This window comes from Pseudoalteromonas sp. B131b (genome assembly GCF_037162545.1).
In the GTDB taxonomy this organism is placed as follows: domain Bacteria; phylum Pseudomonadota; class Gammaproteobacteria; order Enterobacterales; family Alteromonadaceae; genus Pseudoalteromonas; species Pseudoalteromonas fuliginea.
This window is the reverse complement of the sequence record NZ_JARLUZ010000002.1, coordinates 1-14,265: the sequence shown is the minus strand read 5'-3', so window position 1 is coordinate 14,265 and position 14,265 is coordinate 1. Positions and strand designations below refer to the sequence as shown.

Below are 14,265 nucleotides of genomic sequence, written 5' to 3'. Positions count from 1 at the left end.
TTTATAAGAGGCAATGGTTATGCGTAATTTATTAATTATAGTCGCTCTATTTCTGAGCTTTACCAGTAGCGTTTACGCTCAAAATACGTCAGATACACAAACACCCAGTACGCAAGTTGAAAACCAACATTCTGCAAAAACTCAATACGATAGCTTATTTGCTTATTACTTTGCCGCAGCACGCACAAACGACACAGCTGTAATAGAGCAATTTGTAGATGCTGGTATTCCTATCGACAGCTACAACAACAAAGGCTACACCGCGTTAATGATTGCCACTTATCACGGTAATAAAAACACGGTTAACACGCTTTTACACTTAGGTGCCAATGCCTGTTTAGAAGATAACCGTGGCAACACAGCGCTAATGGCCGCTATTTTTAGAGGTGAATTTAGTATCGCTAAAACGCTCGTATCACTTGATTGCGACAACGCGCATCAAAACAAAGCCGGTCAAACAGCCGAGCAATTTGCACAAACATTTGGTCAACAAAAAGTTATAGAGTTACTAGCGCAGGTAAATAATGCAAAATAATCTGCTCGCAACAAAAAGCCCTAAAATAATAGGGCTTATTTTTAATAATTAGTCTTATGTTGCAGACGCTATTTGAGGTTGTTTAGGCTTTTCTCGCGTTACAAAGTAGCAAATTAGCGAGCCCACTGTTACCAGCACAACCCCTTGCCAAAACGAAGCACTCAGCGTAATAGATAAATACAACGCCGAAATAATAGTAGAAAACACCGGTGTAAAGTACGAAAGCGTTCCCAAAAGCATTAAGTTACCGCCAATAATAGCTTGATTCCACAGTGCATAACCGCTCCCCACGACTACACCAGCTAATAGCAATGTTATGCTTGAGCCCAGTGAAAACGTTAATGGCGCTTCATTACTAAAACCATATTGCGCCCACTAAACTCATTGCCGTAACAGCAAAAAATAACGTAATGGCATTTTTACCATTACTCAGCTTTTGCGTTACTACGCAATAAATAGCCCATATAAACGCTGCAGCTAATGCCATTAAGTAAGTAGCAGGATTATCAGCAAAGTTAGTAACAAGCGTATCGAGTGACATTTTTTGATCGCCCGTAATACACCAAGCAACGCCTAAAAAAGCAATGATCATGCTTGGGTAAACCCAGTAACTTACTGTTTTACGAACAATAATAATAGAGAGCAATATAGTCAGCGTGGGCCATAAATAATTAATAACCGCCATTTCCATTGCCTGATGACGGCTATTTGCCATACCAATAGAAAGCGCCAAACAAATTTCGTACGATACAAATAATAAAGTACCTACTCCCAAGTAACGTTTCGAAAACCCACTAAACTTGGGCACTCCCATAACCAAAATTAAAAATATCGCACTGACAGAATACATAGCCGCAGCACCACCAATGGGGCTAAACAACTCAGAAATATCCCGTAGTAATGCAACTAAGCAACTCCACAGTAATATTGCAGCAACTCCATATAGTGTATATTTATTTTTGCTTATAAAGTCCATTTACCAACCTAAAAGTACTACTCGTAAATTTGAAACTAAACTAACAGTAATTATTTAATTAAACAATAAGGGTCTGTTGTTCTTTCAAGGTTAAATTTGCAGCAGCCTGTTTGGTATTTAGGCAAGGCAGAGCCTATATAGTGTGGTTATTCCCCATTAATGGGCGATAACGTAGCATTAATGCCAAACAGGCGCTGCCCAAAGGGTTCTTCCTAGGGGCTACTTACTCTTTGTTGCTCGGTTTTTACTTAGCCCACTAGGTTACAAATCTCGCGCCGCGATTAAATAGCCCCTAGTTTGAACAAATTTTAATCCGCAAAGATCAACAGACCCTAAAGTTAATAGCTTAAACCTCTCGTTTGTTTTTAGCATTCACCCTTTTTAGTAATTGACCTTTTGGTCAGTAAAGCTACAATCAATCAATACGTTAAACACGCAAACTTTATAATGACCACACAAATAAAGCCAAATAAAAAAGAAGTCACACGCGAGAAAAACCAAAAACTAATTTTAGATGCCGCCGAGCAATTGTTTTCGCAATTAGGTTACGACGGAGCAAGTATGAGCATGGTTGCTAAAGAAGCGCAGGTGCCAAAAGCTAATATTTTGTATTACTTTAAAAGTAAGGATGGTCTGTACGAGTCTGTGATTGACCGCATAATAGCTAATTGGAACTTAGGGCTTGATAACGTCACAATTAACGACGATCCAGCTACCGTGCTTTATAACTATATTAAAAGCAAAGTAATACTGGCCGTAAATCAGCCAATGCAATCTCGCTTATTTGCCAGTGAAATACTGCGCGGTGCACCCTATTTACAAAACTACTTTAGAACCAATACCCGCCCTTGGGTTAAACAAAAGGTTGATGTACTTCAAGCATGGATGGACGCAGATAAAATGGATAAGGTTGATCCCTACCATTTGCTCTTTACTATTTGGTCTACCACGCAATATTACGCCGACTTTCAGGCTGAGGTTTTACTCGTAATGAACAAATTAGAGTACGACGAAACCGATGTGGCACAAATTACGCAATCAATTGCCCACATAATTTTAAAAGGTATTGGTCTTAAAATACCTGAGCAAAGTGAGACTTAACCCATGACATCCTTTACTACACCCGATTTATTTGACGATCATCGCGATAACGTGCAAGTAGCAGACAGCGGCCTTTACCACTTTGGTAAAAAAACCACGTTTTATGGCAAAGTAGTTACCGTTACCTGCCCAGAAGACAACTCTTTTGCCGCCGATATATTGCATGAAAATGGTAAAGGTAAAGTGTTAGTTATAAACGGGTTTGCGAGCAAACGCTTTGCGTTTATAGGCGATATTATGGCTGAGCGTGCCCTAAATAATGGCTGGGAAGGCGTAATAATAAATGGCTGTTGCCGAGATATTGAGATACTTGCCACGATGAACTTACCTGTAATGGCGCTAGGCTCTACACCGCGTAGTACCTTAAAGCGCGGCTTTGGTGATAAAAACCAAGCTGTTACCATGCTTAGCACCACTATTGAACCTAACGATTGGGTTTACGCCGATATTAACGGTTTAATCATCAGTAAAACGCCCCTTATTTAGCACTCAAAACCATATAAATAGAGACCAACTTGGTGCACCTACGCACCAAGTTGGTTTGTTTTAGCTCATTTTAATCTCACTATTTCTACAGCCCACATTTACAAACCTCATACAACCCAATAAAACCTGACCAGTTGGACAAGATTTTAATTTATGGCATTCCTCTTGCTTAGGTTTTAAACAATATAATAAGCTAAACGATTAAAAAGCGGATCAGGCTCTGTAAAATAAAAACAAGATGTTACGCAGTGAGCTGAAAAATAATAAAAATTAATCCGTCTTTTTAATCACTCTAAATCTGAACTGCTTGGTCAGATTTTTTATAACGAGTGGTGATATGAGTACCAAAAATAATAATACGACCGGTATTTTTTGTGACCATGGTCCTACCCTGTGGCAAACAAACCAATCTGGTCTACTTGCAAACAATCGCTTAGCTGTAAAAGATGTATTTGCAGTAAAGGGCGAGCGTAACAGCGCAAGCAACCCACACTGGTTTAAAACAGCTAAACCGGCTCAAAATACGGCAAGCTCGGTTACTAAGCTCATGACCGCTGGTTGTAACTTTATAGGCTTTACCCACACAGACGAACTGGCTTATAGCTTAGAGGGTAATAATATACATTATGGCGCTGCGCAAAATCCTAAATTAAAAGGGCATGCCTGCGGTGGTTCGAGTATGGGGTCTGCTGCATCCGTTGCTGCAAACTTAGCTGATATTGGCTTAGGCACCGACACTGGCGGCTCAATTAGAATACCCGCCAGCTATTGTGGTTTATATGGCATAAGGCCAAGCCATAACGTGGTTGAAAAAGACGGCCTAATACCGTTGGCTCCGCCTTTTGATACCATAGGTTGGCTTACCCAAAGCGCCGAGCTATTAAGCGATGTAGGTAATGTACTGTTACCAAATCAAGCTATTAATAACGTTGATACCTTAGTTATTTGCGAGCCGTTATTTGAACTCGTTGACCCTGCTTTACAAGCCCCACTTAAAAAATTGCTTGAAAAAACCAAGCCTAATTTTAAACACCATAAAGAATTTGAACTACCTAACAGCAGCTTATTAAACGAACTGGCTGATAGTTTTAGAATACTGCAAGGGCGAGCAATCGCAAAAACGCATAAAGATTGGCTTCAATTGCAGGGGCAACTTCCCCAGTTTGCGCCAGCAATTGCGGCACGTTTTAATATGGCGCTTGCCCTAACTGATCAAGAAGAACAAGAAGCACTAAAAGTACAAACCCAATGGCAAACACTAATAGCTAAAAACCTAAATACAAACAGCTGTTTATTTTTGCCAACCACACCCACAACCGCACCTAAATTAGGCGCCGACACAAGCGCCTTACGCATGCAAATTATTACGCTTTCGGCAATTGCAGGGCTTAGTGGCTCAGCGCAAGTGCATTTACCGCTGGCTGATTTAGCAAATGATCATCCGTATGGTTTTTCATTAATGATGAGCCACGGTAACGATAAAAGCCTACTTGCTTGCGTTAAGCACCTAGCTGCACACTTTAAACAAGGCACAACGGCATGACCACACACAACATTGCATTTACCGCATCTCATTTTTCGGCCACTGAGGCGGGTATAAATATACTAAAACAAGGCGGTACAGCTACCGAGGCTATGGTAGCGGCTGCCGCTGCGATTAGCGTTGTATATCCACATATGAACTCAATTGGTGGCGACAGCTTTTGGCTTATCGATAACCCAAACCAAAAAACGCCTACCGCTATTGACGCCTGCGGCCGCGCAGCAACTAATACAACGCCCTATAACTCGCTCACACAAATACCAGAGCGCGGCGGATTAAGCGCACTGACTCAAGCGGGCACAATACGCGGCTGGCAAAAAGCGCTTGAACTAGATGAGCATGCAGCACTACCACTGTCAAAAATTTTAGCACCCGCTATTGAGCTTGCGCGCGAGGGCTTTACCGTAACAAAAAGCTTGCAAGCAGGCTGCGAAAAACTAGCCGCTGCTAACAATACCAATGACGCATTTAAAAACCTCTTCATACCCAATGGCAAGCCCTTACAAGCAGGCCAGCATTTTAAAAACCCTAAACTTGCAGCAACGTTTGAATACCTAGCAAAGCATGGTTTAAACGTATTTTATGAAGGCGCACTTGCCAACTCATTTGCCGCCGACTTAGCAAAAGCAGGCAGCTCAATTACAGCAGGTGACATTGCAAATACTAAAGCCGAGGTAGTTACTGCGCTAAATGCAAACCTCAGTGGTATTGATTGCTACAACTTACCCGCGCCAACACAGGGCGTGCATTCACTACAAATAATTGGTTCCGTAAATAAGTTAAAGCATTTAGCTAAAACCGATGCCGACTGGACGCACTTAATTGTTGAGGCAACTAAGCAAAGCTTTACGCATCGCCCTACCCTTTGGGCTGACCCTGATGTGTTAGGGGATGATTATAAAAACGCACTAACCGATAATCGCTTAAGCGAACTTGCTAATAATATTGATATGAGTAAAGCCAAAAAATGGCCATTTAACGCAGAGCCTGGCGATACTGTGTGGATGGCAGCCAGAGATAAAAACGGGCAATTAGTCAGCTTTATTCAAAGTATTTACTGGGAATTTGGCAGCGGAATATTAATGAGTGAAGGCGGCTTTGTGTGGAATAACCGTGGTTTAAGCTTTAGTTTAAACAATCAAGATACCAACGCCCTTGCTCCAAATAAAAAGCCCGCTCATACACTTAACCCAGCAATGGCAAAGTTTAGCGATGGTCGTCGACTTGCTTACGGAACAATGGGCGGTGAAGGGCAGCCACAAACTCAAGCCGCTGTTTTTGCAGGCTACGCGTGGCGAAATAAATCAATAAAACAAGCAATTAGCGACCCTCGTTGGTTACTTGGACGCACATGGGGCGATACAAGTACAAATTTAAAAATTGAAAAAGGGTTAGTTTTTCATATAGAACATGAATTAAATCAACGTGACCACGATTGGGTAAGCGTTGATAATAATAACGAAATGATGGGGCACGCTGGGGCGATTTTAGATACACCTACAAGCCTTGAAGCTGCAACAGATCCTCGTTCAGATGGACGTGCAACAGTAACTACAGCAGGAACACAATGTCAGAAATAATAAATCAATGGCCAATTATAGTAGCCTTAATAGCAACCGGTATTTTTGCCGGTATTTTAGCAGGACTTTTTGGTGTAGGCGGCGGTATTGTTATCGTCCCTGTGCTGTATTTTTTACTGCAAGGTTTTGGCGTAAGCCCAGAGTCGGCAATGATGATAGCCACCGCTACATCACTTGCAACCATAGTACCTACTTCGCTTTCATCTATTCGCTCGCATCATAGCAAAGGGAATATTGACCTTGCGCTAATAAAATACTGGGCACCATTTATTTTAGTTATGGCCGTTGTAGGCAGCTACTTAGCGCACTCAATACGCGGTAATGCACTGGTACTTATGTTTGCCTGTATTGCTATTTTAGTCAGTTTAAACATGTTATTTAGAGCCGGCGCACCCGCGCTTGTAAAGCAACTGCCAGGTAAATTTGGTCAAGGCGTTATGGCAAGTATTGTAGGTGGTTTGTCGGTAATGATTGGCATAGGTGGCGGCACTATTGGCGTACCTATGCTAAACGCATTTAATGTACGCGCCCATGTTGCAGTAGGTACTGCAGCCGTTTTTGGTTTATTGATTGCGCTACCTGGCGTTATTACCTTATTAAGTATTGGCACAACGCCAACCGATGCTCCCCTTGGTACTTGGGGATTGGTAAACCTCCCTGCCTTTTTTCTTATTATTCCGCTGACTATTTTATTTGCGCCTATTGGCGTAAAGATTGGTAGCAAACTGGATCAAAAACAACTAAAACGCGCCTTTGCCGTTGTCTTAATGATAACCGGCGTACGCATGCTTATTCAGACTCTGGGAGCCTAAAATATGTTTAATAACACGCAAGTTCAAACCTTAAACCCACCACAGCGTTTATTAATGGGACCAGGCCCAATTAATGCCGACCCTCGTGTTTTACGTGCTATGTCGGCGCAGCTTATAGGTCAATACGATCCAGTAATGACCGGTTTTATGAACGAAACCATGGCACGTTACCGCGAAATTTTTAAAACAAAAAACGAATGGACCATGCTAATAGATGGCACATCGCGCGCTGGGATTGAAGCCGTACTGTGCTCTATTTTGCGCCCAGGCGATAAAGTATTGGTGCCAATTATGGGGCGTTTTGGGCATTTACTGGCTGAAATTGCAGAACGCGTTGGCGCAAAGGTGCACACAATAGAAGTACCGTGGGGCGAAGTATTTACCCCTGAACAAATCGAAAAAGCCATTGTTGATGTAAAACCCCATGTGCTTGCCATGGTACAAGGCGATACATCGACCACCATGAACCAACCTCTTGAGCATATTGGCGATATTTGCCAAAAGCACGATGTACTATTTTATTGCGATGCCACCGCATCCATTGTGGGTAACGAACTTCCTGCCGATGAATGGAAACTCGATGCACTTTCGGTTGGTCTGCAAAAATGTTTAGGCGGACCGTCTGGTTCAGCACCTTTAACACTCAGTGACAAATGCGCCGAGTGGATCCAAAAACGTAAGAAAGTAGAAGCAGGTATTCGCACTGCCGATCATACCGACGGCACAGAGCCATTTGTACGCTCAAACTACTTTGATTTAGGCATGATAATGAATTACTGGGGCGAGGAGCGCCTAAATCATCATACCGAAGCCACCAGCATGTTGTATTGCGCCTCAGAATGCGCCCGCATAGTCATTGAAGAAGGCGTAGATAACTGCGTAGCGCGCCACAAATTACACGGCGATGCCATGCTAACAGGCATTCAAGCGCTGGGCTTAAACGTATTTGGCGATTTAAGGCATAAAATGAACAACGTACTGGGTGTTTATATACCCGAGGGCATTAATACCGACCACGTACGCGGACAAATGCTAACCGATTTTGGTATTGAAATTGGCACCTCGTTTGGGCCACTGCATGGCAAAATTTGGCGTATTGGCACTATGGGTTACAACGCCCGCAAAGATACCGTACTACAAACACTTGCAAGTTTAGACGCTTGCTTACATGCCAACGGTTACAAAGGCCCTAAAGGCGAAGCCGCCATTGCAGCCCTTGCTCACTATAAATAAAAAAGGATTTAGCATGACGATTGTAAGCCCACAACACAGCCCTTTATTAGATAAAGAACTTGCTGATGAATACGCAACACGTGCTTTATCTCGCTGTAAAACTCTCAGCGCACTATCGCAAATGCAAGGCGGTATTCACCGCGTGTACTTATCAAAAGAGCACAAAGAGTGTAACGCCGTTACTGCATCATGGATGGTTGAGGCGGGCATGCAATCGTGGCAAGACGAAGTGGGCAACCTTTGGGGACGACTAAAATCATCAAACCCCCATGCTAAACGTTTAATTATAGGATCGCACCTAGACACCGTACCAAACGCAGGTGCGTTTGATGGTATTTTAGGTGTACTACTGGGGATAGAAATTGCAGCGCTTGCACATAAGTTAAAGCTCGACCTGCCCTTTCATTTAGATGTAGTGGGCTTTTGCGATGAAGAAGGCACCCGCTTTGCCACCACTTTAATTGGCTCAAAAGCCCTCGCTAACGAATTTGACCCACAGTGGCTAAACATTGAAGACACAAACGGCATAACTATGCGCCAAGCCATGCTCGACTTTGGCCTAAACCCTAACGACTACGCAAAAGCTGCACTTAATAAAAACGAATTACTAGCTTACTGGGAAACTCATATTGAACAGGGCCCGGTGCTCGAATCGGTTAATCAGGCGCTAGGCGTTGTAACTGCAATCGCAGGAGCAAAACGCGCCATGCTTACCCTAACAGGGCAAAGCGGTCATGCGGGTACAACGCCAATGGACTTGAGGCAGGATTCATTAGCAGGCTGCGCTGAATTAGTAACCGAAATTGAAAAACTAGCAAGTAATGCTAAAAATGGCGAAGTTGCCACCGTAGGGCAAATACAATCTCGCCCTGGGGCTACAAACGTGATTGCAGGCAAAACAACCATAAGCCTAGACGCACGCGCACAAAGCGACACAGATCTCGCTAACTTATTAAGCGCCATACAAAGCAGCGCACAATCTATAGCAAGCAAACGCAATTTAACGCTTGATTGGCAATGGACGCATGCCGCCGATGCCGTAGCGTGCGACACCACTATTCAGCATTTGTTTTCAAGCGTATGTAAACTCAATAACCAAGCATCGCCTTCACTTGCCTCAGGCGCAGGGCACGATGCAATGGCAATCGCTCCTATTTGCCCTGTTGGCATGTTATTTATACGCAGCCCTGGCGGTATAAGCCATCACCCAGCAGAAGCAGTTATCGACAGCGATGTAACAAAGGCACTCAGTGTAATGTACAGCGCGCTTTTACTTTACGTGAAAGAGTATGAGTGATTTTAAGGTAATCGAGTAAACCAAGTATATTAACTTGGTATGCTTAGGGGCTTAAACCTCCTCAAAGTCATTTGGAGGTTATTACTGAAGGCAGGTAAATGCAGGAAAACATAGGAATATACGTTATTTAAAGTAGCTTTATCGGGCTGCCCTTTGCTCTTTTAGGCTAAGGCGTTTATGTGAGCTATATACATGTTGAATGTTTGTACCATTGACCAAATATGCATCCATTTCAACGGTAATTAGCCCCGATAATGGCTTGATTTCTAGAACACCCAACTCACCTAAATTTGCAGATAGCAAAGTATTCTTGCTAAAAGCGAACAAAGTTTTGTCAGTATCTCGTAAGTCACCATTTACATATAATTTAGCACCACTAAACCAAGCGTTAATTATTTTAACTTTGATTGACTTAACAGTAAATTCAAAGGATTTTCTCATCAGACCTCCATACCCAGAAATGTAATTATTATACTTTATGTTTTTATGTGTTTGGCGCACAAACACTTTCTTTTAGCACCCGCTTAGTCGATGCTGGGTAATTTTTTAGTGCAGCCAAAGGGCGAATTGGTCGCTGCACCAAATTACCTGAGCAGTTTGAGCACACGTTATTTAATACCGTTTGAGCACAGCCAGAACAAAATGTGCATTCAAATGAACAAATAAAAGCCTCTGTGGACTGTGCAGGTAGATTCTTATCACAACATTCACAATTAGGTCTTAAATCTAACACTTAGAGCTCCTTCTTATCCACCCAATACTGAGTAAATATCTATTACCTTTTATAACTTTTGATACCTGATGCTCACTTACATCAGGCCGGAATAGCTTAACCCGCTTTGTTTCAAATATCGGATCACTGCAAATAAACTCACCACCCAAATCTGCTTTTTTAAGCACTATATTCAATCGATAGTGTTTACCAGATTCAACTTTGTCTGTGTGTGGTGCTATTTCACTTCCTTGTGGGAATTTAAGCAAATATGTATCAAATTTAATTGGCCACGTAGCACCACAAATCAACATTTTATCGTAGCCTGATTTTTGCCTACCTCGCTCCCAACAAAATAATTTACTCAAAAAAACATACAATCCCTCAAAACAGCTAACAAACAGTAAGTTAACTCGTTTTTTTATTTTTATTGATAAACAAACCATAGCCGAGTTCATATTTTGATTCAATCGTTTACTGTATTTTACGTGGGATATAAAAGGGAGTTTTAATGGTGTTTTGATTGGCGTTTTAAAAGACATTATGGTGGCTATAATTACCTAGAAAATCAAAATATAGCCACCCGTTTTACTTTAATGCTTATTTAAGGTCTTATTTAATCGTTACCTTTGCATCAGTTACCCATGTTTCAGTTATAGCTTCATCATTTTTATCAACTAAATACGCGCGTATGTTCACCGGATTGTTGTTAGCTTGTTTGTAGTCAAACGCTAATCGCCATTGGTTTGTACCAACTACCGGATAAACTCCAATAGGTTCTAGTATTTCACCATTGCTGGCTTCAACAATCGGCTTTATACCACTTTTGTTATCTAAGCCTTTAAATACTGGACCTTCAAAATCAATCACCATTTTGTTAACGCCTTCAGGGATTGGCTGGCCGGGGATCCCGCCTAAGCCTTGGCGAGTATTTACAACGCTTGCAAGCGTTTTTGATTTTGGATCGAGTGGACGCCACTCAATATCATAAGAAAAGGTAAACTCGTCGCCTTTGCGCGCCTCTTTTTCGGGCACCCAGTAGGCAACAATGTTGTCAAACGTTTCATCTTTTGTTGGAATCTCGATTAACTGAACTGCGCCTTTGCCCCAATCGTCAGTAGGTTTTATCCACGCTGATGAACGCTTATTATAAAATACGCCGTCGTCTTGGTAGTTATTAAAGTCACGATCTCTTTGGATTAAACCAAACCCTTTTGGGTTCTCATCAATAAAGCTATTGGTCGAAACCGACTGAGGATTATTTAACGGGCGCCAAACGTATTGACCCGATCCTGTGTGAATCGCCAGGCCATCGCTATCGTGAATTTCTGGGCGCCAATCTTTAGCTTCTGTTTTATCTTTTTGTGAGTACCAATACATACTGGTTAACGGTGCTATGCCTAAGCGTTTAACATCGGCGCGCATATACAAATTAGCGCTCACTGAGGTGATATGGCCTTTGGCTTCTTTGTTATCTTTACTTAAACCAAATCGATAAGCACCAGTAATAGAAGGCCCTTCAAGCAATGCCCAAACAGACACACTTTCACCTTTTTTCTCTGCAGGGCCAATCCAAAATGCAGAAAAGCGCGGAAATTCTTCTGGTTGATTCATGCCCGTATTAATCGCGATACCTCGAGCCGACAAACCATATTGCCCGTCTGGCCCGTCGGTACGAAAATAAGACGCGCCTAAAAAAGATATCCAATCTGGTTTCATATCTGGGCGCATTATTCTAAAGCCTGCAAATCCAAACCCTTCTGGGAGATCGTAAGCTGGGCTGTCATCAGGCATATCAAAAACGTCATTACTAAAAGGTACATTTTGCACCTGATTTTTATCGTCTCTGATGTAAATACTTACTGGCTCAGGAAAATATCGCCCAGGATAAAATAATTGTACGGGCGCCTTTTTTCCACTTGGATATAAGGTTTCATCTTCTTTAAAGCGTATTTTCCAATGTTCGTCATACGTAATTTTATCGATTAACTCCGGCGCTGGCACCTTGGTTTCTGTATAGGGCTTTTCGGCTGAGGCTTTTGCCAGCGCTTTTAAGTCTTCGAATGAAAACTGCGTTTTATCTACTGCTTCTGTCGCGTAAGACGACATCGAAGTGCTAAAAATAATTGCGATAAATAACTTTAATTTCATAAAAAGAATGTCCAATAAATTGAGTCAAATAAAAATGGGAACGCTGCACGAACGTATGTTTAACTTAAAGTTCTGTATGGATATTACGTGACGTAATATGAACTAGCGTTTACTAAAGTATTGTTATTTAACTCTTAGTTAATTTTTTAGGGGCGGCGCGTTTAATGATATCGCTGAAGTGAAAATAAGTGGGGACAGCGCAATTTATTATTAGATCGCTGGTATTCAAATGGATAAGGGTTGTATCTAGGTGGTGGAAAACAAAGAGGCTCACCACTTTTAAAACTTGCAATTAATGGCTGAATTTTACTTGGGCCTCACTTCAGGGCATGTTTTGAGGTTAATTTTTCAATGGCATCTTTAGCTTCTTTCAAACTTACACCATGAACAGATCTATAATATTTTATTGCTCTAACTTTATGACCTGATTTTAAAGCAACAATAACATCACCTTCAGTTACGCTGCCATGCTTAGGTATTGAGTTACCAAATATTAATATAAATAAAACTGCAATAACCGCTAAAACACCCCAAATATATTCAATTTCCATAAATATCCTCGATGTTCGAAAAAATAATGAGCCTGTAGATTAACTCATTTTTTTATTTGTTTTTATTGATAAACAAACCATAGCTAACAGGGCGGGATCACACTTTGTAAATAAACAAATTTTATGATCTAATACCATAAATTTAATCACCTTAAACTTATTATGTCACTCTTCTCCCATTTAGAACTCGTCAAAGATAATCGTTCACATATAAATCAACACCATAACTTAGTTGATGTGCTTTTTCTTATTATTACTGCCGTTACATCAGGGTGTGAAAACTGGCAAGATATTGAAGTCTATGGCGAAAGTAAGCTTAATTGGTTAAGAGGATTTCGTTCTTTCAAAAATGGCATACCCACTCGACATAGTATTGCTCGGATTTTTAGAACCGTTGATACTGACTCATTACTACTCGCGATGTATAGCTGGGTCAATCAAAACCGCGTTAAATCAGCGCATCCTGTCATTGCCTTCGATGGCAAAACTATTCGCGGAGCAAGTAAACACATTGCTGATAAATTACACCTCGTCTCAGCATTTGATTGTGAGGCAGGTCTCACATTATTCCACCAAACAGTTGGCAGTAAGACGAATGAAATACCGGCAGTTCGGGATTTATTGAAAATACTCGATATCAATAACACCGTCATTACACTTGATGCTTTGCACTGCCAAAAAGAAACGCTAAAACAGCTAATTAGCAGACATGCAGATTATCTAGTGCAAGCAAAGGGTAATCAAAAGAAACTTTATAGCGCGATTCAAGATGCATTTACACACCAGTATGAATCTGAAAACTCAGAGATACTTAGTCATGTAACACAAGATGCAGGGCATGGGCGAAAAGAAGTACGCACGATAGATTGTCTTGATGCGCGTTTATTACCGAGTGAAATTAAAGAGAGCTGGCCATCAGTTAGGACAATCGTTGCGGTGCAGCGAGAGCGAACGAAGGGTAATAGAACGAGTATTGACACACATTACTACCTAACATCGTTGACAGACAATATATTGATAAGTAAAGCAATAAGACAACATTGGCTGATAGAAAATCAGCAACACTGGATACTGGATGTCGTATTTAAAGAAGATGCCTGTCAAATAAATGAGCCATTAAGTGCGCAACATATGGCACTATTTAGACGCGTCGTTAGGAACATGATAAAGCAGCATACGAAAAGCAAGGGGTCAATAAGAAGTAAGTGTGTAAGAGCTTGTTATGATGATGCTTTTAGAGAAGAACTTCTTTTTGGTTAACATTTTTAACAAAGTATGCTCGCGCCCT

14 protein-coding genes and 1 pseudogene are annotated in these 14,265 nt (G+C 41.5%); 9 read left to right on the top strand and 6 right to left on the bottom strand.

The window, feature by feature from the left end; translation table 11 throughout:
- Nucleotides 1-19: 19 nt before the first annotated feature.
- Complete coding sequence (locus tag P4S65_RS18020) at nt 20-535, top strand: ankyrin repeat domain-containing protein (RefSeq protein WP_337120788.1); 516 nt, start codon at nt 20-22, stop codon at nt 533-535.
- Between the two features lie 54 nt (nt 536-589).
- Here the strand turns inward: P4S65_RS18020 and yddG are convergent.
- Nucleotides 590-1,511: pseudogene (gene yddG, locus P4S65_RS18015) on the bottom strand (aromatic amino acid DMT transporter YddG).
- Between the two features lie 447 nt (nt 1,512-1,958).
- Between yddG and P4S65_RS18010 the strand changes: the two are divergent.
- From P4S65_RS18010 to P4S65_RS17980, 7 genes are all read left to right on the top strand, one after another.
- Nucleotides 1,959-2,612 (top strand): TetR/AcrR family transcriptional regulator, encoded by a 654-nt coding sequence (locus tag P4S65_RS18010; RefSeq protein WP_004334664.1) that lies wholly within the window; start codon nt 1,959-1,961, stop codon nt 2,610-2,612.
- Nucleotides 2,613-2,615: 3 nt separating this feature from the next.
- A complete protein-coding gene (locus P4S65_RS18005; RefSeq protein WP_007378542.1) occupies nt 2,616-3,098 on the top strand; it encodes a putative 4-hydroxy-4-methyl-2-oxoglutarate aldolase in 483 nt (160 codons plus the stop codon).
- Between the two features lie 337 nt (nt 3,099-3,435).
- Entirely contained in the window at nt 3,436-4,641 is a 1,206-nt protein-coding gene (locus P4S65_RS18000; protein ID WP_096794352.1) for an amidase family protein, read from the top strand.
- Nucleotides 4,638-6,221 carry a gamma-glutamyltransferase family protein gene (locus tag P4S65_RS17995; RefSeq protein ID WP_337120787.1) on the top strand — a complete coding sequence of 528 codons (1,584 nt, stop codon included), beginning with the start codon at nt 4,638-4,640 and terminating at the stop codon, nt 6,219-6,221. Before P4S65_RS18000 ends, P4S65_RS17995 begins: the two co-directional genes overlap by 4 nt.
- The gene (locus tag P4S65_RS17990; RefSeq protein ID WP_096794350.1) at nt 6,209-7,033 is read left to right on the top strand and encodes a sulfite exporter TauE/SafE family protein; all 825 of its coding nucleotides are present in this window, start codon (nt 6,209-6,211) and stop codon (nt 7,031-7,033) included. Before P4S65_RS17995 ends, P4S65_RS17990 begins: the two co-directional genes overlap by 13 nt.
- 3 nt (nt 7,034-7,036) lie before the next feature.
- Entirely contained in the window at nt 7,037-8,266 is a 1,230-nt protein-coding gene (locus tag P4S65_RS17985) for a pyridoxal-phosphate-dependent aminotransferase family protein (RefSeq protein WP_337120786.1), read from the top strand.
- Nucleotides 8,267-8,279: 13 nt separating this feature from the next.
- Nucleotides 8,280-9,563 (top strand): allantoate amidohydrolase, encoded by a 1,284-nt coding sequence (locus P4S65_RS17980; RefSeq protein ID WP_337120785.1) that lies wholly within the window; start codon nt 8,280-8,282, stop codon nt 9,561-9,563.
- Nucleotides 9,564-9,701: 138 nt separating this feature from the next.
- On the opposite strand, the gene P4S65_RS17975 is transcribed toward P4S65_RS17980, so the two are convergent.
- From P4S65_RS17975 to P4S65_RS17955, 5 genes are all read right to left on the bottom strand, one after another.
- A complete protein-coding gene (locus P4S65_RS17975) occupies nt 9,702-10,004 on the bottom strand; it encodes a hypothetical protein (RefSeq protein WP_149603520.1) in 303 nt (100 codons plus the stop codon).
- Between the two features lie 43 nt (nt 10,005-10,047).
- The gene (locus P4S65_RS17970; protein WP_337120784.1) at nt 10,048-10,296 is read right to left on the bottom strand and encodes a DUF1272 domain-containing protein; all 249 of its coding nucleotides are present in this window, start codon (nt 10,294-10,296) and stop codon (nt 10,048-10,050) included.
- The gene (locus P4S65_RS17965; RefSeq protein WP_337121192.1) at nt 10,290-10,589 is read right to left on the bottom strand and encodes a 2OG-Fe(II) oxygenase; all 300 of its coding nucleotides are present in this window, start codon (nt 10,587-10,589) and stop codon (nt 10,290-10,292) included. Before P4S65_RS17965 ends, P4S65_RS17970 begins: the two co-directional genes overlap by 7 nt.
- Before the next feature lie 298 nt (nt 10,590-10,887).
- On the bottom strand, nt 10,888-12,426 hold the full coding sequence (locus P4S65_RS17960; RefSeq protein WP_337120783.1) for a glucan biosynthesis protein: 1,539 nt from the start codon (nt 12,424-12,426) through the stop codon (nt 10,888-10,890).
- A gap of 317 nt (nt 12,427-12,743) precedes the next feature.
- Nucleotides 12,744-12,977, bottom strand: coding sequence for a ribosomal protein L7/L12 (locus P4S65_RS17955; RefSeq protein WP_182675012.1), 234 nt, complete (start codon nt 12,975-12,977; stop codon nt 12,744-12,746).
- A 162-nt stretch (nt 12,978-13,139) separates the two neighbouring features.
- On the opposite strand from P4S65_RS17955, the gene P4S65_RS17950 reads away from it, so the two are divergent.
- The gene (locus tag P4S65_RS17950) at nt 13,140-14,237 is read left to right on the top strand and encodes an ISAs1-like element ISPsesp1 family transposase (RefSeq protein WP_096792602.1); all 1,098 of its coding nucleotides are present in this window, start codon (nt 13,140-13,142) and stop codon (nt 14,235-14,237) included.
- Nucleotides 14,238-14,265: the final 28 nt, after the last annotated feature.

Coding starts and splice junctions, on each gene's coding strand:
- P4S65_RS17960 (WP_337120783.1), bottom strand. CDS start 12,426: ATGAAATTAAAGTTATTTATCGCAATTATTTTTAGCACTTCGATGTCG.
- P4S65_RS17950 (WP_096792602.1), top strand. CDS start 13,140: ATGTCACTCTTCTCCCATTTAGAACTCGTCAAAGATAATCGTTCACAT.
- P4S65_RS17995 (WP_337120787.1), top strand. CDS start 4,638: ATGACCACACACAACATTGCATTTACCGCATCTCATTTTTCGGCCACT.
- P4S65_RS18010 (WP_004334664.1), top strand. CDS start 1,959: ATGACCACACAAATAAAGCCAAATAAAAAAGAAGTCACACGCGAGAAA.
- P4S65_RS18000 (WP_096794352.1), top strand. CDS start 3,436: ATGAGTACCAAAAATAATAATACGACCGGTATTTTTTGTGACCATGGT.
- P4S65_RS17955 (WP_182675012.1), bottom strand. CDS start 12,977: ATGGAAATTGAATATATTTGGGGTGTTTTAGCGGTTATTGCAGTTTTA.
- P4S65_RS17990 (WP_096794350.1), top strand. CDS start 6,209: ATGTCAGAAATAATAAATCAATGGCCAATTATAGTAGCCTTAATAGCA.
- P4S65_RS18005 (WP_007378542.1), top strand. CDS start 2,616: ATGACATCCTTTACTACACCCGATTTATTTGACGATCATCGCGATAAC.
- P4S65_RS17985 (WP_337120786.1), top strand. CDS start 7,037: ATGTTTAATAACACGCAAGTTCAAACCTTAAACCCACCACAGCGTTTA.
- P4S65_RS18020 (WP_337120788.1), top strand. CDS start 20: ATGCGTAATTTATTAATTATAGTCGCTCTATTTCTGAGCTTTACCAGT.
- P4S65_RS17980 (WP_337120785.1), top strand. CDS start 8,280: ATGACGATTGTAAGCCCACAACACAGCCCTTTATTAGATAAAGAACTT.
- P4S65_RS17965 (WP_337121192.1), bottom strand. CDS start 10,589: ATGTTGATTTGTGGTGCTACGTGGCCAATTAAATTTGATACATATTTG.
- P4S65_RS17975 (WP_149603520.1), bottom strand. CDS start 10,004: ATGAGAAAATCCTTTGAATTTACTGTTAAGTCAATCAAAGTTAAAATA.